The 23,220-nt window shown below is 70.5% G+C and carries 21 protein-coding genes and 1 riboswitch; of the genes, 10 read left to right on the forward strand and 11 right to left on the reverse strand.

Annotation, left to right across the window (positions count from 1 at the left end):
* Nucleotides 1-260 precede the first annotated feature (260 nt).
* From ACWDAK_RS28400 to ACWDAK_RS28410, 3 genes are read right to left on the reverse strand one after another with little or no spacing between them, the layout of a single operon-like run.
* Complete coding sequence (locus ACWDAK_RS28400) at nucleotides 261-1,349, reverse strand: threonine aldolase family protein (protein ID WP_344635957.1); 1,089 nt, start codon at nucleotides 1,347-1,349, stop codon at nucleotides 261-263.
* Complete coding sequence (locus ACWDAK_RS28405) at nucleotides 1,346-2,092, reverse strand: SDR family NAD(P)-dependent oxidoreductase (protein ID WP_344635727.1); 747 nt, start codon at nucleotides 2,090-2,092, stop codon at nucleotides 1,346-1,348. Before ACWDAK_RS28405 ends, ACWDAK_RS28400 begins: the two co-directional genes overlap by 4 nt.
* Nucleotides 2,089-3,510: a DUF6421 family protein gene (locus ACWDAK_RS28410; RefSeq protein WP_344635728.1), complete on the reverse strand. Its 1,422-nt coding sequence runs from the start codon at nucleotides 3,508-3,510 to the stop codon at nucleotides 2,089-2,091. The genes ACWDAK_RS28405 and ACWDAK_RS28410 overlap by 4 nt, the downstream gene beginning before the upstream one ends.
* A gap of 433 nt (nucleotides 3,511-3,943) precedes the next feature.
* On the opposite strand from ACWDAK_RS28410, the gene ACWDAK_RS28415 reads away from it, so the two are divergent.
* The 6 genes from ACWDAK_RS28415 to ACWDAK_RS28440 all read left to right on the forward strand — a co-directional run bounded on the left by ACWDAK_RS28415 (nucleotide 3,944) and on the right by ACWDAK_RS28440 (nucleotide 9,854).
* Nucleotides 3,944-4,846 carry an ABC transporter substrate-binding protein gene (locus ACWDAK_RS28415; protein ID WP_344635729.1) on the forward strand — a complete coding sequence of 301 codons (903 nt, stop codon included), beginning with the start codon at nucleotides 3,944-3,946 and terminating at the stop codon, nucleotides 4,844-4,846.
* Nucleotides 4,847-4,869: 23 nt separating this feature from the next.
* Complete coding sequence (locus ACWDAK_RS28420) at nucleotides 4,870-5,754, forward strand: amino acid ABC transporter permease (RefSeq protein ID WP_427395159.1); 885 nt, start codon at nucleotides 4,870-4,872, stop codon at nucleotides 5,752-5,754.
* A complete protein-coding gene (locus ACWDAK_RS28425; RefSeq protein ID WP_344635731.1) occupies nucleotides 5,751-6,506 on the forward strand; it encodes an amino acid ABC transporter ATP-binding protein in 756 nt (251 codons plus the stop codon). The genes ACWDAK_RS28420 and ACWDAK_RS28425 overlap by 4 nt, the downstream gene beginning before the upstream one ends.
* 243 nt (nucleotides 6,507-6,749) lie before the next feature.
* Nucleotides 6,750-7,331: a DUF5134 domain-containing protein gene (locus ACWDAK_RS28430; RefSeq protein ID WP_427395143.1), complete on the forward strand. Its 582-nt coding sequence runs from the start codon at nucleotides 6,750-6,752 to the stop codon at nucleotides 7,329-7,331.
* Between the two features lie 595 nt (nucleotides 7,332-7,926).
* Complete coding sequence (locus tag ACWDAK_RS28435; protein ID WP_344635733.1) at nucleotides 7,927-8,883, forward strand: M56 family metallopeptidase; 957 nt, start codon at nucleotides 7,927-7,929, stop codon at nucleotides 8,881-8,883.
* 332 nt (nucleotides 8,884-9,215) lie between these two features.
* On the forward strand, nucleotides 9,216-9,854 hold the full coding sequence (locus ACWDAK_RS28440; RefSeq protein ID WP_427395144.1) for a TetR/AcrR family transcriptional regulator: 639 nt from the start codon (nucleotides 9,216-9,218) through the stop codon (nucleotides 9,852-9,854).
* Nucleotides 9,855-9,981: 127 nt separating this feature from the next.
* On the opposite strand, the gene ACWDAK_RS28445 is transcribed toward ACWDAK_RS28440, so the two are convergent.
* The gene (locus tag ACWDAK_RS28445; RefSeq protein ID WP_427395145.1) at nucleotides 9,982-10,848 is read right to left on the reverse strand and encodes a helix-turn-helix domain-containing protein; all 867 of its coding nucleotides are present in this window, start codon (nucleotides 10,846-10,848) and stop codon (nucleotides 9,982-9,984) included.
* A gap of 418 nt (nucleotides 10,849-11,266) precedes the next feature.
* On the opposite strand from ACWDAK_RS28445, the gene ACWDAK_RS28450 reads away from it, so the two are divergent.
* Nucleotides 11,267-11,800 (forward strand): ATP-binding protein, encoded by a 534-nt coding sequence (locus ACWDAK_RS28450; RefSeq protein ID WP_344635958.1) that lies wholly within the window; start codon nucleotides 11,267-11,269, stop codon nucleotides 11,798-11,800.
* 425 nt (nucleotides 11,801-12,225) lie between these two features.
* Here ACWDAK_RS28450 and ACWDAK_RS28455 read toward each other — a convergent pair whose 3' ends face one another.
* Entirely contained in the window at nucleotides 12,226-12,462 is a 237-nt protein-coding gene (locus ACWDAK_RS28455; protein WP_344635959.1) for a DUF397 domain-containing protein, read from the reverse strand.
* 449 nt (nucleotides 12,463-12,911) lie between these two features.
* On the opposite strand from ACWDAK_RS28455, the gene ACWDAK_RS28460 reads away from it, so the two are divergent.
* The 3 genes from ACWDAK_RS28460 to ACWDAK_RS28470 all read left to right on the forward strand — a co-directional run bounded on the left by ACWDAK_RS28460 (nucleotide 12,912) and on the right by ACWDAK_RS28470 (nucleotide 16,109).
* Nucleotides 12,912-13,829, forward strand: coding sequence for a sirohydrochlorin chelatase (locus ACWDAK_RS28460; protein ID WP_344635736.1), 918 nt, complete (start codon nucleotides 12,912-12,914; stop codon nucleotides 13,827-13,829).
* A 522-nt stretch (nucleotides 13,830-14,351) separates the two neighbouring features.
* A riboswitch (cyclic di-AMP (ydaO/yuaA leader) is annotated at nucleotides 14,352-14,524 on the forward strand.
* Entirely contained in the window at nucleotides 14,509-15,660 is a 1,152-nt protein-coding gene (locus ACWDAK_RS28465) for a transglycosylase family protein (RefSeq protein WP_427395146.1), read from the forward strand. Its footprint overlaps the riboswitch before it by 16 nt.
* 248 nt (nucleotides 15,661-15,908) lie before the next feature.
* The gene (locus ACWDAK_RS28470; RefSeq protein WP_344635738.1) at nucleotides 15,909-16,109 is read left to right on the forward strand and encodes a hypothetical protein; all 201 of its coding nucleotides are present in this window, start codon (nucleotides 15,909-15,911) and stop codon (nucleotides 16,107-16,109) included.
* A 7-nt stretch (nucleotides 16,110-16,116) separates the two neighbouring features.
* Here ACWDAK_RS28470 and ACWDAK_RS28475 read toward each other — a convergent pair whose 3' ends face one another.
* From ACWDAK_RS28475 to ACWDAK_RS28500, 6 genes are all read right to left on the reverse strand, one after another.
* Nucleotides 16,117-16,683, reverse strand: a complete 567-nt coding sequence (locus ACWDAK_RS28475) for a hypothetical protein (protein ID WP_427395147.1) — start codon at nucleotides 16,681-16,683, stop codon at nucleotides 16,117-16,119.
* A 326-nt stretch (nucleotides 16,684-17,009) separates the two neighbouring features.
* Nucleotides 17,010-18,053 carry a LacI family DNA-binding transcriptional regulator gene (locus ACWDAK_RS28480; RefSeq protein ID WP_427395148.1) on the reverse strand — a complete coding sequence of 348 codons (1,044 nt, stop codon included), beginning with the start codon at nucleotides 18,051-18,053 and terminating at the stop codon, nucleotides 17,010-17,012.
* A gap of 1 nt (nucleotide 18,054) precedes the next feature.
* Nucleotides 18,055-19,764: a glycoside hydrolase family 13 protein gene (locus ACWDAK_RS28485; protein WP_344635741.1), complete on the reverse strand. Its 1,710-nt coding sequence runs from the start codon at nucleotides 19,762-19,764 to the stop codon at nucleotides 18,055-18,057.
* Between the two features lie 75 nt (nucleotides 19,765-19,839).
* Entirely contained in the window at nucleotides 19,840-20,742 is a 903-nt protein-coding gene (locus ACWDAK_RS28490; RefSeq protein WP_427395149.1) for a sugar ABC transporter permease, read from the reverse strand.
* A gap of 52 nt (nucleotides 20,743-20,794) precedes the next feature.
* Nucleotides 20,795-21,787, reverse strand: a complete 993-nt coding sequence (locus ACWDAK_RS28495) for a carbohydrate ABC transporter permease (RefSeq protein ID WP_344635743.1) — start codon at nucleotides 21,785-21,787, stop codon at nucleotides 20,795-20,797.
* A gap of 105 nt (nucleotides 21,788-21,892) precedes the next feature.
* Nucleotides 21,893-23,176 (reverse strand): extracellular solute-binding protein, encoded by a 1,284-nt coding sequence (locus ACWDAK_RS28500; protein ID WP_427395150.1) that lies wholly within the window; start codon nucleotides 23,174-23,176, stop codon nucleotides 21,893-21,895.
* Nucleotides 23,177-23,220 lie beyond the last annotated feature (44 nt).

A 23,220-nucleotide genomic window follows, 5' to 3' on the forward strand; every position in this document is an offset into this window, starting at 1 on the left:
CTGTTGAGTTCTCAAGGAACGGACGCTTCCTTCGGACCGCCTTCCAGCGGAACCTCCGGGCGCTTCGTTCTTTCGTGTTTCCAGCTTATCAGATGCTTTTCGCTCCGTTTTCCGGAGCGAATTCCATCGAACTCGCTTTTTGTCGCCCCTCTCGGTGCGACTCCGGAACTCTACGGGTCCGGTCCCCGACAAGCAAATCGCCCCCGCCCGGAGCCCCCCACGGGTCCCGGACAGGGGCGACGACGAGCCCGGCCGCTTGGTCAGACCCGGCCCATCTCCTCCGCGATCGCTGCCGCGAAGGCGTCGATGTCGGCCTCGGTCGTGTCGAAAGCGGCCATCCAGCGCACCTCGCCGGTGTGCTCATCCCAGAAGTAGAAGCGGTAACGCTTCTGCAGGCGCTCGCTGACCTCGCGCGGGAGCACGGCGAAGACCGCGTTGGCCTCGGCCGGCCGGACGACGGTCACACCGTCGATCCCGCGGACGGCGGCCTCGAGGCGCTTGGCCATCGCGTTGGCGTGGCCGGCATTGCGCAGCCAGAGGTCTCCGGTGAGCAGCGCCTCGAACTGGACCGAGACGAAACGCATCTTCGAGGCGAGTTGCATCGACATCTTGCGGAGGTACTTGATGTCGCGGACCCGGTCCGGGTTGAGGACGACGACGGCTTCACCGAAGAGCAGGCCGTTCTTGGTACCGCCGAAGGACAGGACGTCGACGCCCGCGTCCGTGGTGAAGGCGCGGAACGGCAGGTCCAGCGAGGCGGCGGCGTTGGCCAGGCGCGAGCCGTCCATGTGGACGAGCATGCCGCGCTCGTGGGCGTGCTCGCAGATCGCCCGGACCTCCTCGGCGGTGTAGCAGGTGCCGAGCTCGGTGCTCTGGGTGATGGAAACGGCGAGCGGCTGGGCGCGGTGCTCGTCGCCCCAGCCCCAGGCCTGCTGGTCGATCAGCTCGGGGGTGAGCTTGCCGTCCGGGGTGATGATGGTGAGGAGCTTGATGCCCCCCATCTTCTCGGGGGCGCCGCACTCGTCCACGTTGATGTGGGCGGTCCCGGCAGCGATCACCGCGCCCCAGCGCGGGAGCAGGGCCTGCAGGGCCACGACGTTGGCGCCGGTGCCGTTGAAGACGGGGTACGCCTCGGCGCGGTCGCCGAAGTGCTTGCGGAAGACCGTCTGGAGGTGCTCGGTGTACTGGTCCTCGCCGTACGCGATCTGGTGGCCCTCGTTGGCCAGGGCTATCGCGGCGAGGATCTCGGGGTGCACCCCCGCGTAGTTGTCGCTCGCGAAACCGCGGACGGCGGGATCGTGCCGCCGTACCGCGTCCGTCGCGCCGGCGAAGACGCCGGTGGTGCTCATCGGGCTGTCAGCCACAGGTGCTGTCCGTTCAGTTCTGCTGCGGGGCGGTCCCAGAGGCCCGCCAGGGTGTCGGCCAGGTCGGCGGTGTCGGTGAAACCGGCGAACTTCGCCTCCGGCTTATCGGCACGCATCTCGGGGCTGACCAGGGCCTTGATCACCAGGATGGCAGCTGCGGCGGTGGGCTCGCCGTCGTCGGCGGTGGTCTCCTTCTTGAAGGAGTCGGCCATGGCCAGGGTCCAGGCCTCGGTGGCGGCCTTGGCGGCCGCGTAGGCGGCGCCGCCGGCGGTGGGCTTGTGGGCCGCGGCCGCGGAGACCATGGCGTACCGGCCGGCCGGGCTGCGGACCAGGGCGGGCTGGAAGGCCAGCGAAGTGTGCTGCAGGGTGCGCACCACGCGGTCGTGCAGGAAGTCCCAGTCGTCGATGCGGCTGTCGAAGAAGGTCTTGCTGCCGCGCCAGCCGCCGACCAGGTGGAGCAGGCCGTCGACGTGGCCGTGCTCGGCCTCCAGGTGGTCGGCCCAGTCGTGGACCTCCTGCGGGTCGAGCAGGTCTATCACCTGACCGGTCACCTTGGCGCCGGGCACGGCTACGCGGATGGACTCGACCAGCGAGTCGAGCCGCTGCTGGTCGATGTCGGCGGCGATGACGGTGGCGCCGTCGGCGGCGAGACGGCGGACGACGGCCGGACCGCCGAGACCGCTGGCCCCGGCAACCGCGATGACCTTGCCTTCGAGTCGGGTGCTCACGCGGCGGCCCCCTGGATGCCGGCGCCGGTGATACCGGTGGTGGCGGCGATGACGCCGCTGAGCTTCTTGCTCAGGGCCTCGTAGAACATCGACAACGGGAACTCGTCGGGCAGGACTGCGTCACACAGTGCCTTGTTGAGGGCCTTGCCGTCGGCGATGTCGAGCGGCAGCGCCTCGGGGCCCTTGGCCCAGGTGGAGGCCGGGTGCGGGGTGAGGTAGCGGGAGACCAGCTGGTAGGCGGCGATCCAGTGGGCGGTCTTGGGCCGGTCGATGCCGTCGCGGTAGAGGGTCTCGATCTCACCGCAGAGCTGGTTGGTGACCTCGGCGACGCGGGCCCAGTCGATGCTGAGGCGGTTGTCGCGCCAGCGGAGCGCGTCGTGCTTGTGCAGGTAGGCGAAGAGCAGCTGGCCGCCCATGCCGTCGTAGTTGCGCACCCGGTCGCCGCTGACCGGGAAGCGGAAGAGGCGGTCGAAGAGGATCGCGTACTGGACGTCGCGGCCCTGCGGGTAGCCCTCGCCCTCCAGGCGGACGGCCTCCTTGAAGGCGGTCAGGTCGCAGCGGAGCTCTTCGAGGCCGTACATCCAGAACGGGCTGCGCTGCTTGATCATGAACGGGTCGAAGGGCAGGTCGCCGTGGCTGTGGGTGCGGTCGTGGACCAGGTCCCACAGGACGAAGGTCTGCTGGGCGCGCTCCTGGTCGGCGAGCAGCTCCTGGGCGTCGGCCGGGATCTCCAGGCCGAGCAGCTCGACGGCGCTGGTGGAGACGGCGCGGAAGCGGGCGGCCTCGCGGTCGCAGAAGATGCCACCCCAGGTGAAGCGCTCGGGGGCCTTGCGGACGGCGACGGTCTCGGGGAACAGCACGGCCGAGTTGGTGTCGTACCCGGCGGTGAAGTCGGTGAAGGTGATCGGCACGAACATCGGGTTGTCGAACCGGGTGCGCTCGAGCTCGGCGAGCCACTCGGGCCAGACCACCTTGAGCAGGACGGCCTCGAGGTTGCGGTTCGGGTTGCCGTTCTGGGTGTACATCGGGAAGACCACGAGGTGCTCGAGGCCGTCGGCGCGCTGCGCGGCGGGCTGGAATGCCAGCAGCGAGTCGAGGAAGTCGGGCTCGCGGTAGCCGGTGTCGGCCCACTTGCGCAGGTCGGCCTGGACCGCGGTGAGGTACTCCGCGTCGTGCGGGAAGAAGGGTGCGAGCTCCTCGATCGCCCCGAGCACGGTGTCGATCAGCGGGTCGACCGTGTGGCGCTGGACGGCCGCGAGGTCGATGGAGCCGTCCTTGGACTGGAGCGGGCGCAGAGCCTCGACGGCGTCCTTGAGTCGCAGCCAGGCGGGGTTGGCCGCGTGGCCGGTGGGCTCGGTGGTCGAGGTCGCTGCGGGAAGGTCGGCCGCTACAGCGAGCCTAGGCGAAAGATTCTGCATCTGAGACTCACTTCGACAGAAGTTATTTCGACACGGACACCATAGGTTCGAAAGGTTCTCCTGTTCAAGGGGGGTCGGCGGGGAAGGGATGCGAAGGTGCCGGCTGTCCGGCATCCGGACATCTGGCGAACGGCTGTGGACAGACGTCCCGGTGGGGTGCGAACCTCCCGCCATGCTCCCGGCGGATCTTGTGGCGTCCTGCCACCGCGACCTGCTCCGGGTGTGCTCCTGTCGCCGCGCGCACGACCGCTGCTGTCGCCGCTGACGCCGGTCCGGGAGGCACCGCGGAGACGGTGCCGTACGCCGACCATGCCTCGCGCCCCGCAGCGCCGCCACCGGGAGCTTCCGGTGTGTTCACCGCGCGCGGTGGGCACCTTGTCCCGAGGGCACGCGTCCGTGATCCCGCTTCTTCGCCCTCCCCTGGAGTCCAGCCATGATCCATGCCCCTGGCTCGCGTGCCGCCCGCCGGGCGCCGTTCGCCGCACTGCTCGTCGCGGCCTCGGTGCTCACCGCCTGCGCCCCGCAGGAGGCGGGCGCCGGCGGCGCCTCCTCGGCCACCGCCTCCGCTTCGGCGGGAACCGCGGCCGGGTGCCCGAAGGGCGCGCTGGCGACCAGGAAGGCGGGCACGCTGACCGTCGGCACCGACAAGCCGGCGTACGCCCCCTGGTTCTCCGACGACCGGCCGGAGAACGGGAACGGCTTCGAGTCCGCCGTGGCGTACGCCGTCGCGGACCGGCTCGGCTACCCCAAGGACAAGGTCAGCTGGGTGGTCAGTCCGTTCAACAGGGCCTTCGCACCGGGCGCCAAGGACTTCGACTTCGACATCAACCAGGTCTCGATCAACGAGGACCGCAGGAAGACGGTGGACTTCTCCTCGGGCTACTACGACGTGCGGCAGGCGGTGGTGGCGCTGAAGAGCTCCAGGTTCGCGTCGGCCGCCGGCCTGGCCGGCCTCAAGGGCGCCAAGCTGGGCGCCCAGGTCGGCACCACGAGTCTGGCGAGCATCAACGACGTCATCAAGCCCGGCCAGGGGCCGGCAGTCTTCGACGACAACGACCTGGCGAAGGCAGCGCTGAAGAACGGTCAGATCGACGCGCTGGTGGTCGATCTGCCGACCGCCCTCTACATCACCGCTGCCGAGATCACGGACGCGAAGGTGGTCGGGCAGCTGGAAGGCGGCAGCAGCGCCGAGCAGTTCGGCCTGGTGCTGGACAAGGGCAGCGCGCTGACCGGCTGCGTCAGCCGGGCGGTGGACGGGCTGCGCTCCGACGGCACGCTGGCCGGGCTGGAGAAGCGGTGGCTGTCCGACGCCGTCTCGGCACCGGTGCTCACGTGACCGCCCGCACGGCGGCGGGCGAACTGTCCGACGGAGGGACGCGCGGCGACGGTGCGGACGAGCCGTACCGCCCGTCCGCCCGCCGGCTGGCCCGTGAGGCGTACCACCGGCGGCGGGCCAGGAACTCGGCGCTGATCGCCGCGCTCAGCACGACCGGCACCGCGCTGGTGCTCTACCTGGTGGTGGTCAACTCGCCAGGCTGGCAACGCACTCGGGACACCTTCTTCAACGCGCACTACGCCTGGAAGGCGCTGCCCGAGGTGCTCAGGGGCCTGCGGATCAACCTCGAACTGATGGCGGTCTGCGGGGTGTTGATCCTGGTCTTCGGCCTGCTGCTGGCGGTGCTGCGCACCCTGCGCGGGCCGGTCTTCCTGCCGGTGCGGCTGCTGGCCGCCGCGTACGTGGACTTCTTCCTCGGCCTGCCGATGATCATCTGCCTGCTGATCATGATCACCGGCGTGCCCGCACTGCGGTTGACCGGGGTGACCACCGACCCGCTGCTGCTCGGAGGCGCGGCGTTGGTGCTCACCTACTCCGCGTACGTCTCCGAGGTGTTCCGCGCCGGGATCCAGTCGGTCCACCCCAGCCAGCGCGCCGCCGCCCGTTCGCTGGGCCTCAGCAACGCGCAGACGATGCGGTACGTGGTGCTCCCGCAGGCCGTCCGCCGAGTGGTGCCGCCACTGCTCAACAACCTGATCTCGCTGCAGAAGGACACCGGCCTGGTCTCCATCGGCGGTGTGGTCGACGCGGTCTACGCTGCGAAGATCATCACCTCGCAGACCTTCAACTACACGCCCTACCTGGTCTCGGCACTGGTCTTCATCGTCCTGACCATCCCGATGACCCGGTTCACCGACTGGACGACGGCCCGGATGAACCGCCGCCGGCACCAGGGAGGAACGGTATGACCGAGCCCGTGCTCCGGCTGGAGGCCGTCCGCAAGAGCTTCGGCGGCCACCTGGTGCTGCGCGACGTCGAACTCGCCGTACCCGCCCACTCGGTGACCGCGCTGATCGGCGCCTCCGGTTCCGGCAAGTCCACGCTGATGCGCTGCGCCAACCTGCTGGAGGAGATCGACGACGGCGCGATCTTCCTGGACGGCGAGGAGATCACCGACCCGCGCGCCGACCAGGACGGCGTCCGGCGCCGGATCGGCGTGGTCTTCCAGGCGTACAACCTCTTCCCGCACATGACCGTGCTGGACAACATCACCCTCGCCCCGCGCCGGGTGCACGGGGTGGGAAGGGTCGAGGCGGAGGACCGGGCGCGGGAACTGCTCGACCGGCTCGGCCTGGCCGCCAAGGCCGGGGAGTACCCCGACCGGCTGTCCGGCGGGCAGCAGCAACGGGTCGCCATCGTCCGGGCCCTGGCCACCGGGCCGCGGCTGCTGCTCCTGGACGAGATCACGGCGGCGCTGGACCCCGAACTCGTCGGTGAGGTGCTCGCGGTGGTCCGGGACCTCAAGGAGCAGGGCATGACCATGGTGCTCTCCACCCACGAGATGGGCTTCGCCCGCGAAGTCGCCGACCAGGTCTGCTTCCTGGACAACGGGGCCGTCCTCGAACAGGGCCCGCCCGAGCAGGTCTTCGGCGACCCGCGGCAGGACCGCACCCGCCGGTTCCTCAGCCGTATCGTCGCCACCGGCCGCCTCGCGCCCTGACCCTCCGGAAACCCGGGTGGCGAGCGGAACCGCGCGAGCCGCGCTTCCTCTCGCCACCGATGAGTTGTCCGGCGAACCGCTCCGCGCCATCCGGTGACCCGCGCGGTCTCCCGCGCTCCCGGGGAGTTGCCCCGCGGGCCACAGGCCCGAACACCTCTATGCGCCCCCGCACGCGCCCTGCTACGCCCATCCCTGATCGGTGATCGTGGACGGGAACAACGTGATCGGCCGAGAGGTGCACCGATGCACGGACCCGCACTCGTCACCTGGTTACTGGCCGCACTGGCCCTCGCGTCCAGCGGGTACTGCCTGGTCCGCCTGTGCGGACCAGCTCCGTCCTGCGCCGCTCAAAGCGGCACCGGCCGCCGCACCGGCCACCGGACCGAGGCCACCGAGGCGTTGATGGGCATCGGCATGGCGGGCATGGCCCTGCGCCCGGGCGTTCTCTGGGGTTGGCTGTTCGCGCTGCTCGCCGCCGCCCAGGTGTTCGCGGCACTGCGCCGCGGCAGTCCGGCCCTCCGGGCGCACCGGCTGCACCACGGGATAGGCGCGCTCGCGATGACGTACATGGCGCTCGCCATGGCCGACGCGCCGGCGCACGACCACGCACACGCCCACCACGGCGCGCCATCCGGACTGCCGCTGCTGACTGGCGCGTTGCTGCTCTACTTCGGCTGCTACGCGCTCTGGAGCGGCAGCCGGCTGCTGACCACACCGCACGGGGCGGTTGTGGCAGCGGGCGACGCCGGGACGACCGACGGCGTCTCCCGGGCCTGCCAACTGGCCATGGGTGTCGGGATGTTCGCGATGCTGCTGTCGATGTGACTCCGGGAAGGCCGCTCGTGCGGTGCATGCGGCTCGGCGGACGGGCTTGGACTTTCGGCGGTTCCGGTCGCACCGGCGGTCCGCCTACCGTCGCAACCAAAGATGATCACCCGAGCACTGCCGGCCCCGGACATCGCCGTCCCCGCGGCCACCGTCGCCGAGACCGCACTGACGGTGGCCGGCCCTTGGTGGGGGCTGCCGCCCGCGGTGGGTGCGCGGCCCGCTCGACGCGGCCCGGGGCCAGGGCACGACGGATGGTCGGGTGGCCGGGCCCCGGTGCCTGTGCCGCTCCCCCGTCGGCGGGTCGGCCCGGGAGGCCGAACCGCGCTCGGTCCGCCGGAGGGCGCCGGGAGGAGGGCACGACTGCTGATCCTCATGTCCGATCCCTGACCTGTTGCCCGGCCCCGCCCCATCCGCCGGCAAGCCCCACCTACCCCGAGGAGTCCACCCGCCGCCGCTGACAGGCGTTCAGTGCTGGCCGCCCAGTGGTGTTGGTCACCTGCGTGTCAAGGACGTTCCCCGAGGACTTGGCAGCGCATAGGTTGGGGGCAGCGCGATGCCGCGCTCCCGCGCGTCCTTGGGGGAGCATTTCGACATGACGGCCCTGCTCAGCCTGCTGCTGCTCGGAACACTGCTGGCCACCGTCGCTCCTGGGCGGCTGGCCCGGGCGCGCTGGGCCGAGCGAGAACCCGTGCTCGCCCTGTGGGCCTGGCAGTGTCTGGTGGTCGCCGTCCTGCTGTGCTGTGTACTCGGCCTGCTGCTGGCCGCATCGGCCGCGCTGCCGGAACTGCGCGCACTGCTCTTCACGGGGGCACCGAGGGAGGTCGAGGCGGCGTACGGCCTGTCGGGCTCGGAGGGCTGGGGACGGCTGTGCGCCGGGCTGCTGGCACTCGGCGGGGTGTGGACGGCGGTCTCCTTCACCCGCGAGGTGCGTGCCGCCCGTGCGCTGCGCGACCACCGACATGCCGAACTCCGCCACCGGGCCCCCGAGTTGCCCGCCGAACTGACCGCTGACCGGGCCAGGAGTGCCCGCGAGCGGCTGGTGGTGCTGGAGAACGCGCGCCCCGAGGCGTGGTCCCTGCCGGGCCCCGGCGCCCGGCTGGTGGTGACCACGGGCGCCCTCCGGCAGCTGAGCGACCACGAGCTGGCCGCCGTGCTGAGCCACGAACGCGGCCATGTCCGGGCCAGGCACCACTGGCTGGCCCAGTGCGCCGAGGCACTGGCCACCGGCTTCCCCGGGGTGGGGGTCTTCAGCGCCTTCCGCGCCCAGGTCGGGGAGCTGGTCGAACTGGCCGCGGACGACCGTGCGGCCCGCCGTCACGGCCGGGTGACCACGGCCCTCGCCCTGGTCGAACTCAACTCCGGCCGCGGGCTGTTCGGGTCCTGCCTGCCACAGCAACTGGCCCAGTCACCGCGCCGGGTGGACCGCCTACTGGCCGGCGAACCGCGCCTGCCCGTCCACCACCGCCTGCGGCTGACCATCACCGCCCTCGCGGCCCCGGCCGCCGTCGTTCTGCTGGCCGTCGCACCGGGACTGGCCACCCTGTTCTGACGCCCCGTCCCGACCGCCCCTGCGTCGCCCCACGGACGGCGATGCCCCGGCAGGCGGGATCAGGAACACCAGGCGTCCGCGGCAATGACGCTCAGGACCGCTCATCGGCGATCGGGCACGAACAGGAAGCGCTCCAACACCGGGCGAGTGCGGTGCCGTTGAGAGCCGACTCCACCAAACCCCCGTGTTGGTGGAGTCGACTCGCCGTACGGGTCCGCCCGCTGGGAAGCAGCGGGGGTGGTCCGGACACGGATCTCCCCGGGTTCGGGCACGGCGGACCTGGCCCCGCCAGTATATTGGCCGAGAGCCAGTCAACGTACGGAGCAGACACGATGGCACCTCGCGGGGAATCGGTCAACGAGGAGATGCGTGCGCGCTCCCGCCGGCGCATCATGCGGGCGACCATCGAGCTGGTGGACGAGAACGGATACGTCGGGACGACGCTCAGCGACATCGCCGCACGTGCCGGGCTCGCCCGGGGGCTGCTGTCGTACTACTTCGACGGCAAACGGCTGTTGATGCAGGCCGCCACCCACCGGCTGATGCACCTGGAGCTCGCCGCGGTACTGGCCGAACTACCCGCCGGCACAGGCCCCGAGGCCCGGTTGGCACGTGCCATCGACGCCGTGCTCGGCCTGGCCCTGGACCACCCGCGGGTGATGCGCTCGCATCTCGCACTGATCCTCGATCCGGACGCCGGCACCTTCGTCCAGGACCCGGAACAGCAGCGACTCGGGGCGATCCTGCGGGAGTTACTGCAGGACTGGGGTGCGGAGGATCCGGTCGCGGAGCACGCGGTGCTGCGCAGTGCGCTGATGGGCGGCTGCATCGGCGTGCTGCTGCCGGGCGCCGCACTACCGTTGGCCCCGATCCGGGCCGACCTCTTCGCACGTTACGGGCTCGCCTGGGAACTCGGCGTCCCGCCACAGCCGCAGGCCCCGCTCCGGCCCCAGCTGTCCGTCCGCGTCTGAGCATCCGCTCGGCGACCGGGGCGACGGGCCCTACTCGCCCGCGCGACCGGCCCGCTGCGAAGCGACCGAAGTCTTTCTTGTCCCCGTTCGCCGGGCACCTGCGCCCCGGAGCCGCTCCGGGCTCGGATCAGCTCTCGGCGAGGATCGACCTGAAGAGGTCGATGGTCTGGTCGGGGGTCAGGCTGTCGACGCAGAGCCGTTCCATGACCTGGACGTAGGAGTCGACGTCGTCACGCTTGTCGAGGTAGAGCGCGCTGGTGAGCTGTTCCAGGTAGACCACGTCGGCCAGGTCCTGTTCGGGGAAGCGCAGGATGCTGAACGCGCCGCTCTCGCCGGCGTGCGCCCCGAACCGGAACGGCATCACCTGGATCACCACGTTGGACGTCTCGGCCACGTCGATCAGGTACTGAACCTGACGGCGCATCACACCGTGCCCACCGACCGGGCGTCGCAGCGCGGCCTCGTCGATGACCGCCCACAACCGGGGGCTCTGGCCTTCGGTGAGCAGCTTCTGGCGGCGCATCCGCAGGCTGAGCCGGCGTTCGAGCTCCTCGTTGCTGAGTACGGGCCGGGTCTGCCCGAAGACGGCACGCGCGTACTCCTCGGACTGGAGCAGGCCGGGGATGAACTGCACCTCGTACGTGCGGATCAGTGTGGCGGCCTCCTCCAGGCCGACGTACGTCTGGAACCAGCCGGGCAGCACATCGTTGTAACTGTGCCACCAGCCCGGCTTGTTGGCCTCGCGGACCAGGCCGAGCAACGCCTCCCGCTCGGCTCCGTCGTGCACACCGTAGAGGGTGAGCAGATCGGCCACGTCGCGTTCCTTGAAGCTGACCCGGCCGAGCTCCATACGACTGATCTTCGACTCGGAAGCGCGGATCTGGTAGCCGGCATCCTCGCGGGTGATCCCGTGCCCCTCGCGCAGCCTGCGCAGTTGGGAGCCCAGGAGGATGCGGCGCACCATCGAACCACCGTTGGGCTGGACTGTGGTCATGCCGTCGAAACCTCCGCCTAGGGCAAACAGGGCACAGTCTGCCATCAGTTGAGCGCTCTGGGTGCCGGTACTGGCAGAACGATCTATCAGATCTATCACCGGAACACCATCATGCACGTGCATTCGGCGCTTGCATATGCCAATAGTGCGACTGCACGTGAATCGACTCTTGCATCTGCAGTGAGCGCAGAGGACCATGGTGCACGTGCACCTGCACATCCCTGGCAATCCCGCGGGCTCCACGTTCGACCCCGCGCGCGACTCCGCACACCCACTCGGCCGCGCAGCAGCACGGTCGGGCGCGCGTGCGCGCGTGTGGGCCGTCGAGGAGGCTGGCGCGCGGCCGAGCGAGTCGGAGGTGACCGGCATGACCCCCCTGGGTCCAGCCGTGTCCGCCCCCTTATGGGAGGAGCTCTTCATGGGCACCGGTACGGCTGTCCTGGCCGACCCCCACGTGGTCACCTGCACGCTCGCACCACGCTTCGAAGCCGTCAGAACCGCTCGCGAGTTCGCCAGATCGACCTTGAACGGCTGGGGCCTCGGTGAGCTGTTCGACGATGTCTCCCTGGTCGCCTCGGAGTTGGTGACCAACGCCCTTCGGCACGCGCTCGGCGCCCGCCGGGACGAGTGGTCGGCCATCGCCCCCGGCCTGGCGCCGACGGGTGCGCCACAGGCCGCCGACGAGTCACTGCCGATCCGAATAAGCCTGGTGCACCGCGCGCCTCAGCTGGTCTGCGCGGTGAGCGACCCGAGTTGCGCCGGCCCGATCGCCCGCGAGCCCGACTTCGTCGCCGAGTCCGGCCGGGGGCTGCACCTGGTCGACTCCTTCAGCCGCTCCTGGGGCTGGCACCCGCTGGCCGGTGCGGGCAAGGTGGTCTGGGCCCTGTTCGAGGCCAAGGCTCAGCCCGAGCCGGCACTGGCACCGTCCGGTCGGCATCGCCGCTCCGCCTGAACCGCCCGGCCCGGCCGATCGAGCCGAGCATCCCCGGGTGGGCCGCCGCTCCGCCGCCACCCACCGCATCCGAGCGACCCGGCCACCCCTCAGCCGCCGGTCGCATCCCGCCGGTTCACCACCCGGCCTCGGGACCCACCGCACATCCGGGCGGACGGCCACATCCACCGGCTCCCGAGCCACGGTCCCGCCGACCCCGCAGGTCTCATGGCGGCAACCACGGACCAGCGGCAACCACGAACCGGCAGCAACCGTGGACCGGTGCGAGTCCGCGAGCGACCCCGAACCACTCGGCTCCGCACTCCTCCGACCAGCCCCCTGCGGGCCGCGACGGCCCGGACGGCCCCTGAATGCCCGCGAAGACGATGAAGGCCGTCGTGGCTGACGGTCCCACGACGGCCTGTAGCCGCAGAGCTGACGGCGGTTCAGGCCGTCAGATGGTCGAACTCCCCGTCCTTCACGCCGAGCAGCATCGCGGCGATCTCGGCCCGGGTGTATATCAGCGCCGGCCCCTCGGGGAAGCGCGAGTTGCGCATCGCCACCTCACCGCCCGGCAGAGCGGCGAACTCGACGCAGTTACCCTGCGAATTGCTGTGCCGGCTCTTCTGCCACACCACACCTTCGAGGTCCGCAGCCGCCATGCCGTTGTACGTTTCCTGCATCTCCTGCACCGAATTCTCCCGACCTGCCGGGCTTACGCCCTACTTGACGCGATGATAGCTCCAGTGCACGTGCATCAGCACGGGACATTGCCCGTGCAGTCAAGCGTGTCGGAATGTGTGCCAACCACTCCACTTGGTTCGGCTTTGACGGAACGTAAGTGGACATAGTCCAGCGAATCACAGTTCGTCCGATGACTGCCCGTACCGGGCCCGCGCCACCGTGTTGATCTTCGTGCGCCCGGCACCGGACACCCGCACCGCACCCCGCGATCACCTGTGAGGCACGTCACCCAGGACGGCAACTGACTGCTTTTCGGTTGCGCGGAGCAATAGGTCGTCAGCAAGGATTGGGTAATTTGATGGCAATTGTCCAGATTTTGCGCGGGTTAGGCGCCCACTCTGGGGATCCGGATGCAGTCCCGCCTGCCGAATGTCCTACGATCTCCGCCATGAGCACCGCAGCCATCCCGGGCGCGCCACTGCCCGTCCGCACTCCAGGCTCCCGTGCGCGGGGGCGCCACCGCCGTCCCGAGCGCCCCGAGATCCCGGCCGGTTCCCCGGCACTGGTGCTTGCCGTCCCCGCTGCGGCCGGGCCCGAGGCGAGCCCGATCGTCGAGGAACTGCTGTCCATCGTGCGCGGCGAGCAGCCCGGCATCGAGACCGCGGCCGGCTACCTGGCCGGCGAACAGGCCGACGCCAACACGGCGGAGGACGTCGCGGACGGAGACGGCCAGGCCGCCCCGACCGTGGCCGAGGTACTCGCCCAGGCCACCGAGGCGGGCATGCCCACGCCGGTCGTGATTCCGCTGCTGGCCGGCCCGCACGGCTTCCTGACCTCCCTGCACAAGCTCGCCGGCGAGACCGGGGCGACCGTCACCGATGTGCTCGGCCCGCACCCGCTGCTGGCCGAGGCGGTGCACGTACGGCTCTCCGAGGCCGGCCTGGCCCGCGCCGACCGGGCGCGCCTGTTCGCCATCACCACTGCGGCGGACGGCGTGGTCCTGACCACCGTCGGCGGCGAGGAGTCCGCCGCGGCGGCCGGGATCACCGGCGTACTGCTGGCCGCCCGGCTCGCGGTACCCGTGGTGGCCGCCGCCCTGGACGTGCCGGGTTCGGTCGCCGCCGCGGTCGAGCACCTGAAGGCCACCGGATCCCAGCGGCCGGCACTGGCCCCGCTGGTGATCGGCCCCGAGGCCGATCCCGAGCTGCTGGCCGCGGCAGCCGAGGAGACCGGCTGCCCGAGCGCGGCCCCGCTCGGCGCCTACCCGACCGTCGGTCAGCTGATCGCGTCCACCTACCTGGCCGCGCTCAACATCCCGGGCCCGGGCGAGGCCCCGGCCGTCGTCGCGGAGCAGCCCGCCGACTGAGCACCCGACAAGACCGTACGAGAGGCCCCCGCGAGGGGCCTCTCGGCGTTTCCGGGATCCCCAGGGGTCCGCGGCCCCGCTCGGCCCAGGTCGAGCGGGGTGCGGACCCCTGGAGCCGTGCGGCCGGAGTCGGATGGCGAATTGGCAAACCCCCGCGCGACATTTGCCGCATCGACTCGCAATTCGGACATTTGCCATCACCCTCTCCAGTGGGCCACATTGACCCGGACCCCACTCCCCATCAGGGCTTTTCAAAACCTTCACAACTGGTCGCCCCGACCCCCCGAAAATGCCGCGGCATCACCTGAAAGGAAGGCAGATTCCCACTCGGGCCGCATACCTGAAAGAGCCCCATCGGATTCCCTGGAAATGCCGGCGTGCATTCGATCTTGAGGAATCCGCGAATGGCCTGTGAGGGAACTCACAGGTGTTTGCGGATTCAACTTAAGTCTGCTTAACGTGCTCTCCGTTCGTTGACACACGGACCCAGCTCTTCCGGAACGCCGAGTCCTGCCGCCGGAGCAGCTGGCACCGCAGAACGCACCGACGGCAGGGGCGGGGGAACCAGGTAAGTCGCCCGAGAGCCGGCCAGTATTCGGCCGGTTCCGGGCTAGGGGTGAAGCCGTGCGCAGCACGGCCGGGCAACTCCAGCCCGAATCCGACAGCTCACCTCGCAGGCGTGGGAGAGGAACGCACCTTCATGCTGCCCATCAACGCCAACAAGCGTGCTCGCCGTCTGATCGCCGCCACGGGTGTGGTCGGTCTCGGCCTGTCGATCCCCGCCCTCGCTGCCTCCGGTGCCTCCGCCGCTTCCGTCTCCACCTGGGACAAGGTCGCCCAGTGCGAGAGTGGCGGCAACTGGAGCATCAACACCGGCAACGGCTTCTACGGTGGCCTGCAGTTCACCGCCTCCACCTGGGCCGCCTTCGGTGGCACCCAGTACGCCCCGCAGGCCAACCTGGCGACCAAGGCGCAGCAGATCGCCATCGCCGAGAAGGTCCTCGCCTCGCAGGGCCCCGGCGCCTGGCCGGTCTGCTCGGTCAAGGCCGGTCTGACCAAGGACAGCGCTCCTGCCCAGGTCGACACCTCCGCGCCGGCCGCTGCCCCGGCTCCCGCCGCCCCGGCTACCCCGGCTCCGGCCGCCACGCCGAAGAGCGCCCCGGCCGCCGCCCCGCAGGCCGCGAGCGGCGCCAAGTACACCGTGGTGGCGGGCGACTGGCTGTCGTCCATCGCGACCAAGAACAATGTCGATGGCGGCTGGCAGAAGCTGTACGACCTCAACAAGTCGGTGCTGCCCCAGGGTCCGGACATGATCTTCCCCGGCCAGCAACTGGCGCTCGGCAGCACCTCGGCCGCCGCTCCGAAGCAGGACACCCAGAAGCCGGCCGCCAAGCCGAGCAGCTCCAGCACCCCGGCTCCGGCGCCGGCTCCGGCCAAGCCCGCCACCCCGGCTCCGGCCGCGACCGCGACCGGCAGCAAGGCCGCCGCGGTCAACTTCGCGCTCTCCAAGGTCGGCCAGGCCTACGTCTACGGCGGCAGCAGCGACGGCGGCTGGGACTGCTCCGGTCTGACCCAGGCCGCCTACCGCCAGGCCGGCATCTCGCTGCCGCGCGTCGCCGCCGACCAGGCCGACGTCACCACCAAGGTGTCGCTGGACAAGCTGCAGCCGGGCGACCTGCTGTTCTGGTCCAACAACGGCAGCAACTCGGGTGTCTACCACGTCGCCATCTACATCGGTGACGGCAAGTACGTCGAGGCCGCCAACCCGAAGGCGGGCGTGAAGGTCGAGACCATCGCGAACTACGCCCCGGACTTCGCCGGCCGCGTCTGACGGTCCCGGCTCTCCGCGTGAGGCCGCTGTCCCCGGTGCTCTGGTCGGCGCCGGGGACAGCGGCCTCACCGGATCCCGAGTGCACGGGGCGGCTCGGTCGCACGGTCCCCCGCCCGCTCGTGGTTCCCCGCGCCGCCGGGCGGGCACCGCATCAGATGCTCGGAGAACCCGTGTGCCGCGCGGGCTGGTGGCTCGGTTCCCCACCCTCTAACGTCGGTTGCGCCTGCAGCCACAGGAAGGGGAACGCCATGACGAAGGTCACCGTCAGTCTCGACAGCGATCTGGCGATCGAGGCGATGCTGCTGTCCGGCACCAGGAGTCCGCAGGACGCGGTTGAGTTGATCGTCCGCGACTACCTGGCCACCGGCCGCCGTACCGAGGCCCGTACCGGCGACGCCGCCGACGCGCACCGGGTCGGCCAGGGACGGCCCGCCACCGAGGAGGGCTGAGGGACGGTCACCCCGCGCTGCCCGGTTCGTCGGCCGCCCTCTCGCCGTGGTCCTTGCCGTTGCCCCTACCCTTGCCCGGCTTCTTGCCGCGCCCGGGCCAGCGTGCACGGGTGAAGACCATCAGTCCCGCGAAGATCACGGCCGCGATGATCGCGCCGATCAGGGTCGAGCCGCGGAACCAGGGCGCCCGGACGTCCATCACCCGCTCTCCGGCATGCGCTGCGCTGCCGCTGCCCACCGCGATGCCGAGCGTCCAGAGGTTCGGCATCGCCAGCAGCAGGGCGAGCACCAACCAGGCCAGCGTCACCTTCCAGGGCCGCCGCCGGTGCAGGCCGGCCCACGCCGCCAGCAGCGGCAGCAGGGTGAAGCAGATCCCGAAGACGAGCCCCAGCAGCAGTCCCGCGCTCAGGTGCCCGTTGACCATGTTGCCCACCCGCTGCGCCCACCAGCGCGGGATCGTCGCGGCCCAGGCGAAGTAGACGACCGCCCCGGCGACCAGCAGTCCACCGCCGAGCAGCAACCGCCTGCGCCAGATCGGTGCCGCTGCGTTCTCCCCCGTCCGACCAGCTCTCATGTCTCGATGCTGGCGACCGGCGGGCCCACTCGCAGCGCGAGTCGAGACCCCCTTGCCCGCCGGTGTCCGGCAGACGGGCTCAACGGACGGTCGATGGCCCTCGGGCCCGGCATTGCTCCATCCGGGGGACGGTGCAGGCCCCAGCACGGGCACCGGCCCGTGACTGCGCACCAGAACAGGCACCGGCCCCGTGGCAGCGCGCACTTCCATGACGGCGCGCCCCTCGAACCCCGAAACGGCAGCGCGTCGGCCCGCCGGGCAGAACCCGACGGGCCGACGCACACCCGGAGCCTCACTACCTCCGGGTCTTCAGCCTTCCCAGCCCCTCAGCGCGCCCGGGCCCCGGTGGAGCCCCGCATCACCAGCTCCGGCTGGAACATGAACTCGGCACGCTGCCCGGGGTTCCCCCCGACCTCCTCCAGCAGCGCGTCCACCGCGGCCGTGGCCATCGCCTCGACCGGCTGACGGATGGTGGTCAGCGGCGGCTCGGTGAAAGCTATCAGCGGCGAATCGTCGAAGCCGACCACCGAGATGTCCTGCGGGACCGAGAGACCGCGCTGGCGGACCGTGCGGATCGCGCCGAGCGCCATCATGTCGCTGCCGCAGACGATCGCGGTGCAGCCCTGGTCCAGCAGGGCGCCCGCGGCCGCGTGTCCACCCTCGACGCTGAACAGCGTGTGGTGGACCAGGGATTCGGCCTCCTCCTCGGTCCTGCCGAGCAGTTCCCGGACGGCCGCGGTGAAGCCCCCGATCTTCCGCAGCACCGGGACGTACCGGCGCTGGCCGACCGCCAGTCCGATCCGCTCGTGGCCGAGCTCGACCAGGTGCTGCACGGCCATCCACATCGCGGCCCGGTCGTCCGGCGAGATGAACGGTGCGGAGATCTTCTCGCTGTAGCCGTTGATCAGCACGAACGGCACCTGGCGGCCAGTCAGCTTGGCGTAGCGGTCGTGGTCGGCGGTGGTGTCGGCGTGCAGCCCGGAGACGAAGACGATGCCGGCCACGCCGCGGTCGACCAGCATCTCGACCAGTTCGTCCTCGGTGGACCCGCCCGGCGTCTGGGTGCACAGCACCGGGGTGTACCCGTGGCGGCTGAGCACCTGCTCGATCACCTGGGCCAGCGCGGGGAAGATCGGGTTGCTCAGCTCGGGAGTGATCAGACCGATCAGGCCCGCACTGCGCTGGCGCAGCCGGGTCGGCCGCTCGTAGCCGAGCACGTCGAGCGCCGCCAGCACGTTCTGCCGTGTGGTGGCGGAGACGCCCGCCTTGCCGTTGAGGACGCGGCTGACGGTGGCCTCGCTGACCCCCGCCTGCGCCGCGATGTCCGAGAGTCGCGCCGTAGTCACGGTCCCGAAGCCTATTGCAACCATCTCAGACCGCCCACCACGTGGTGCTGTCCGGTTCCAGCACGGCCTGACCGCCGGTGACCTCGGTGCTCCCGACCGAGCTGAGCAGGACCCTGCCGGGGGCGGTGACGGTGACGGGTTCGGCGGTGGTGTTCACGGTGCACACGAAGGAGGCGCCCTCGGCGCTGTCCCGGCGGAAGGCCAGGGTGCCTTCGGGGCTGTCCAGCCAGGTCACCTCGCTGCCCGCGCCGAGCGCGGACTGGGCCCTGCGGACGGCGAGGGCGGAGCGGTAGAGCTCCAGGGTGGAGGTCGGGTCCCCGGTCTGCGCCTCGACGCTGAGTTCGGCCCACTCGGCGGGCTGCGGCAGCCAGGACGGCCCGCCCGCCACCGGCCCGAAGCCGTACGGGGCCTCGGTGCCGGACCACGGGATCGGCACCCGGCAACCGTCGCGGAAGCCGTCCTGACCGGCCTGGCGGAAGAAGGACGGGTCCTGGCGGACCTCGTCCGGCAGGTCGGTGACGTCCGGCAGGCCGAGTTCCTCGCCCTGGTACAGGTAGGCGGAGCCGGGCAGGGCGAGCATCAGCAGGGTGGCGGCGCGGGCGCGGCGCAGGCCCAGTTCGCGGTCGCCGGGGGTGCGGATCTGGGTGCCGCCGGGCGGGTTGCCGAAGCGGGTGGCGTGCCGGGTGACGTCGTGGTTGGAGAGCACCCAGGTGGTGGGGGCGTCGACCGGGCGCATCGAGTCCAGCGAGGTGTCGATGACCTCGCGCAGGGCCGCGGCATCCCAGTAGGTGCTCAGGTACTGGAAGTTGAAGGCCTGGTGCAGCTCGTCGGAGCGGACGTAGTTGGCGGTGCGCTCGACGGTGGGGGTCCAGGCCTCGGCGACGCCGATCCGCATCCCCGGGTACTCGTCGAGGATCTTCCGCCAGGAGCGGTAGATCTCGTGCACGCCGTCCTGGTCGAAGAACGGCATGATGTCGTTGCCGAGCAGCTTGAGCTGGTCGCCCGAGCCTATGTCCGGCAGTCCGTCGGCCTTGACCAGGCCGTGCGCCACGTCGATCCGGAAGCCGTCGACGCCCATGTCCAGCCAGAACCGCAGAATCGAGCGGAACTCGTCGGCGACCGCCGGGTTATCCCAGTTGAAGTCGGGCTGCTCGGGGGCGAACAGGTGCAGGTACCAGTCGCCGGGGGTGCCGTCGGGGTTCTTCGTCCGGGTCCAGGCCGGGCCGCCGAAGATGGACTCCCAGTCGTTGGGCGGGAGTTCACCCGTCTCGCCCTTGCCGGGGCGGAAGTGGTAGCGGTCGCGCAGCGGGGAGGCCGGGCCCTCGCGCAGCGCGCGCTGGAACCACTCGTGCTGGTCCGAGGAGTGGTTGGGCACCAGGTCGACGATGATCCGCAGGCCCAGCTCGTGGGCGTCGCGGATCAGCGCGTCGGCGTCCAGCAGGGTGCCGAACATCGGGTCCACCGCGCGGTAGTCGGCCACGTCGTACCCGGCGTCGGCCTGCGGGGAGGCGTAGAACGGCGAGAGCCAGACCGCGTCCACGCCGAGGTCGCGCAGGTACGGCAGGCGGCTGCGGATACCGGGCAGGTCGCCCATGCCGTCGCCGTTGGAGTCGGCGAAGCTGCGCGGGTACACCTGGTAGATGACCGCGTCACGCCACCAGCCTCTGCTCTCACCGGCGTTCGCGGCGGTCGGCGCTGCGGCGGGCCGGGAGGTGTCGGCCAGGTTCTGGGTCATCGGACAAGTCATCCTTTGAGGAATCAGAGGAAACGGTTGCTGATCAGGTGGGGTGGCGATCAGGCCAGGTACGGGTCAGGACTTCGCGGCACCGGCGGTCAGGCCGGTGACCAGGTGCTTCTGGACCAGGTAGAAGAACAGCGCGGCGGGCAGCGCGATCAGCACCGAGGTGGCGGCCATCAGGTGCCACTGCGCGTCGTGCTCGCTGATGTAGGTCTGCAGGCCCACCGCCAGCGTGTACTTGTCGGAGCTGAGCATGAAGGTCGAGGCGAACGGCACCTCGGCCCAGGCGGTGAGGAAGGAGTAGAACGCGGCGACGGCCAGGCCGGGACGGGCCAGCGGCATGATCAGCCGCCAGAACGTCCCGAACGGGGTGAGCCCGTCCACCCGGCCGGCCTCGTCGATCTCCACCGGGATGGTGTCGAAGTAGCCCTTCATCAGCCAGGCGCAGTACGGGACGATGGTGCCCGCGTAGGTGAGGATCAGGCCGAGGTAGTTGTCCAGCAGGTTGAGGCTGGACAGGATGGTGTACATGGGCACGATCACCACGGCGATCGGGAACATCTGGGTGAGCAGCAGGGTCCACATCAACTGGCGGTGGCCGGGGAAGCGCATCCGGGACACCGCGTAGCCGGTGGTGGCGGCGACCAGCACCGAGAACACCGTGGTGCCGAGCGCGACCAGCAGCGAGTTGCCGAACCAGACGAGGAAGTCGGTGTGCTGCAGCACGAAGCCGTAGTTGCCCAGGCTCATCTTGCCGAGGATGTCGCCGGGGTGCAGGTAGTCGGTCTTGTCCGGGCCGAGCGAGATCCAGGCGATCCACAGCACCGGGAAGAGCGCCACCAGCGAGGCGACGGTGAGCAGCCCGTGCAGCAGTGCCGTGCGGAGCGGACCACGCTCGCCGCGCGCCCTTCGGTGGGGCTCGGCGGCCGGCGCGGACTGCGCTGCAGTGGTGGGGAGTTCGGTGGTGGCGCTCATTCGCTGGCCTGCCTCGTCGTGGTCGGTGGGGTGACTGCGCCGGTCCGCGGCATCACGCGTTCTCCTCGTTGCGGACCTGCCAGCGGCGGTAGAAGCTGGTGAAGACGACCAGGATGGAGAGCAGCAGCACCCCGTAGGTGGCCGACTCGGCGTAGGCACGGGGCTGTTGGCCGAAGCCGAGGCGGTAGGCCCAGGTGACCAGGATCTGGGTGTCCGGCGAGCCGTCGCCCAGCAGCAGGAAGATGATCGCGAACTGGTTGAAGGTCCAGATCACGCCGAGCAGGATGACGGTGCTGCTGACGGTGCGCAGCCCGGGCAGGGTGACGTAGCGGAAGCGCTGCCAGGGGGTGGCGCCGTCCATCTCGGCCGCCTCGTAGAGCTCGGCCGGGATGGACTGCAGTCCGCCGAGCAGCGAGACCATCATGAACGGCACGCCGCACCAGGTGTTGACGATGACGACGGCGAACTTGGAGGCGAGCGGGTCGCTGAGCCAGGACGGCTGCGGCAGGTGCAGGAAGCCGAGGAAGCTGTTGACCACTCCGCTGTCGGAGAGCATCAGCCGCCAGGAGAAGACGGTGACGAAGGTGGGCACGGCCCAGGGCAGGATCAGCAGCATCCGGTAGGCGAGGCGGCCGCGCAGCTTCTGGTTCAGCAGCATGGCGAGGCCCAGGCCGAGGGTGTAGTGCAGGGCGACGCAGAAGACGGTCCACAGGACCGTCCAGATGAAGTGCGACCAGAACCGGTCGTACGACCCGGGGCCCCAGAGCACGTCGGCGTAGTTGTGCAGGCCGACGAAGTTGAAGCTGTCCGGGATGTGGTTGACGCCGATCTGGCGGCCCACGTTGAGGCTGTTGGCGTCGGTGAGGGTCAGGTAGACGCCCCGTGCCAGCGGGTAGCCGACCAGTACGCCGAGCACGATGACCACCGGCGCGACCATCGCATAGGCGTACCAGTGCTTGCTGTACGAGAGCTTGAGGCGCTGGAGCAGGCCGGGCCGCTGTTCGCGGCTGCCTTGGCTGGGAGCGCCCTGCACGGCGACTGCCATCTTTGACACCTTCTCGGGAGGTCCGCCGCCTCGCTGCGGCGACTGCTGTGCATACGGGAGGCCGCCCGGCCCACCGGTGGTGCGGTGGGCCGGGCGGCTGGGGACTTACTTGCTGAAGCCGGGGAGCAGCTTGGCGAAGTCGGTGGCGGCGGTGTCCAGGCCGGCCTGGGTGCTGGCCTGGTCCTGGGCGACCTTGGTCAGGTCGGTGCCGAGCGGGGTGAACATCGAGCTGTACTCGGGCAGTTCGGGGCGCGGCTGGGCGACCGGCAGGATGGCCTGGAAGCCGGCGATGCCCGGGTCGGCCTTGACGTCGGCGGTGTAGGCGTCGGCACGGGTCGGCAGGGTGGAGTTCTTCTGCGCGAGGAAGGTCTGGCTCTCGGCAGAGGTCAGGAAGGCGGCCAGCTTCTCGGCGGCCTCCTGGTGGGCCTTGTCGGAGCCGGCGTAGACCGAGACGTTGTGGCCGCCGGTCGGCGCGCCGGCCTTGCCGGAGGAGCCGGCCGGGACGGGGGCGATGCCGAGGTTCTTCTTGTCGGTGAAGGCGGCGCCCTTGTAGATGTTGGTGATCTCCCAGGGGCCCTGGATGATCATCGCGGCCTTGCCGTTGTTGAACGCGTCCATCATGTGCGCGTACGAGTCGGTGGTCACGTCGGCCTTGACGGTGCCGGGCGAGGTGAACATCGACTTGTAGGTGTCGATCGCCTTGACGGCCTCGGGCGAGTTGATGGTGATCTTCTTGTTGGCGGCGTCCACCAGGTTGGTGCCCTCGCCGTAGAGGAACGGCATCGCGTAGTAGCCGTCACCGGCCCGCATGAACAGGCCGTCCACGCCGGCCTTGTCCTTGATCTGGGCGGCGTCGGCCTTCAGCTCGTCCCAGGTGGTGGGGGCCTTGTCGATGCCCGCCTTGGCGAAGATCTCCTTGTTGTAGAGCAGGCCGAGGGTGTCGGTGACCAGCGGCACGCCGTACAGCTTGCCCTCGTAGGTGGCCTGCTTGATCAGGCTGGGCTGGAAGGCGGAGACGTCCTTGGCGGCGGCGGTCCCGTCCAGCGGCGCCAGGAAGCCGGCCTTGGCGAAGGCGGCGGTCCAGCCGACCTCGGAGCGGAAGACGTCCGGCGCGCCCTTGGCGCCCATCGCGGTCTGCAGCTTGTTCTGCGCCTGGTCGAACGGCACGTTGACGAAGTTGACCTTGATGTCGGGGTTCGCGGTCTGGAACTTGTCGACCAGCGCCTTGTAGTTCGGTGCCTCGTTGGTGGCGTTGGAGGTGTCCCAGTAGGTGATGGTCACCGGGCCGTCGGCCTTGCCGTCCGAACCGGAACCGCCGCTGCTGCCGCACGCAGCAGTCGTGACCGCGAGGGCCGCGATGAGGGCGGAGGCCGCGATGCCACGCCGCATGAGAACTCCTAGAAGGTGGGGGTGCCCGAGATGGTGGGGGGAGC

It is taken from the genome of Kitasatospora sp. NPDC001175 (assembly GCF_053598215.1).

Excerpts from the sequence above, each read along its gene's own strand:
- ACWDAK_RS28500 (WP_427395150.1), bottom strand. The coding sequence starts at position 23,176 with ATGCGGCGTGGCATCGCGGCCTCCGCCCTCATCGCGGCCCTCGCGGTC.
- ACWDAK_RS28410 (WP_344635728.1), bottom strand. The coding sequence starts at position 3,510 with ATGCAGAATCTTTCGCCTAGGCTCGCTGTAGCGGCCGACCTTCCCGCA.
- ACWDAK_RS28470 (WP_344635738.1), top strand. The coding sequence starts at position 15,909 with ATGACGAAGGTCACCGTCAGTCTCGACAGCGATCTGGCGATCGAGGCG.
- ACWDAK_RS28440 (WP_427395144.1), top strand. The coding sequence starts at position 9,216 with ATGGCACCTCGCGGGGAATCGGTCAACGAGGAGATGCGTGCGCGCTCC.
- ACWDAK_RS28450 (WP_344635958.1), top strand. The coding sequence starts at position 11,267 with ATGGGCACCGGTACGGCTGTCCTGGCCGACCCCCACGTGGTCACCTGC.
- ACWDAK_RS28480 (WP_427395148.1), bottom strand. The coding sequence starts at position 18,053 with ATGGTTGCAATAGGCTTCGGGACCGTGACTACGGCGCGACTCTCGGAC.
- ACWDAK_RS28430 (WP_427395143.1), top strand. The coding sequence starts at position 6,750 with ATGCACGGACCCGCACTCGTCACCTGGTTACTGGCCGCACTGGCCCTC.
- ACWDAK_RS28455 (WP_344635959.1), bottom strand. The coding sequence starts at position 12,462 with ATGCAGGAAACGTACAACGGCATGGCGGCTGCGGACCTCGAAGGTGTG.
- ACWDAK_RS28485 (WP_344635741.1), bottom strand. The coding sequence starts at position 19,764 with ATGACCCAGAACCTGGCCGACACCTCCCGGCCCGCCGCAGCGCCGACC.
- ACWDAK_RS28435 (WP_344635733.1), top strand. The coding sequence starts at position 7,927 with ATGACGGCCCTGCTCAGCCTGCTGCTGCTCGGAACACTGCTGGCCACC.
- ACWDAK_RS28425 (WP_344635731.1), top strand. The coding sequence starts at position 5,751 with ATGACCGAGCCCGTGCTCCGGCTGGAGGCCGTCCGCAAGAGCTTCGGC.
- ACWDAK_RS28445 (WP_427395145.1), bottom strand. The coding sequence starts at position 10,848 with ATGACCACAGTCCAGCCCAACGGTGGTTCGATGGTGCGCCGCATCCTC.
- ACWDAK_RS28475 (WP_427395147.1), bottom strand. The coding sequence starts at position 16,683 with ATGAGAGCTGGTCGGACGGGGGAGAACGCAGCGGCACCGATCTGGCGC.
- ACWDAK_RS28400 (WP_344635957.1), bottom strand. The coding sequence starts at position 1,349 with ATGAGCACCACCGGCGTCTTCGCCGGCGCGACGGACGCGGTACGGCGG.
- ACWDAK_RS28495 (WP_344635743.1), bottom strand. The coding sequence starts at position 21,787 with ATGGCAGTCGCCGTGCAGGGCGCTCCCAGCCAAGGCAGCCGCGAACAG.
- ACWDAK_RS28460 (WP_344635736.1), top strand. The coding sequence starts at position 12,912 with ATGAGCACCGCAGCCATCCCGGGCGCGCCACTGCCCGTCCGCACTCCA.
- ACWDAK_RS28490 (WP_427395149.1), bottom strand. The coding sequence starts at position 20,742 with ATGAGCGCCACCACCGAACTCCCCACCACTGCAGCGCAGTCCGCGCCG.
- ACWDAK_RS28415 (WP_344635729.1), top strand. The coding sequence starts at position 3,944 with ATGATCCATGCCCCTGGCTCGCGTGCCGCCCGCCGGGCGCCGTTCGCC.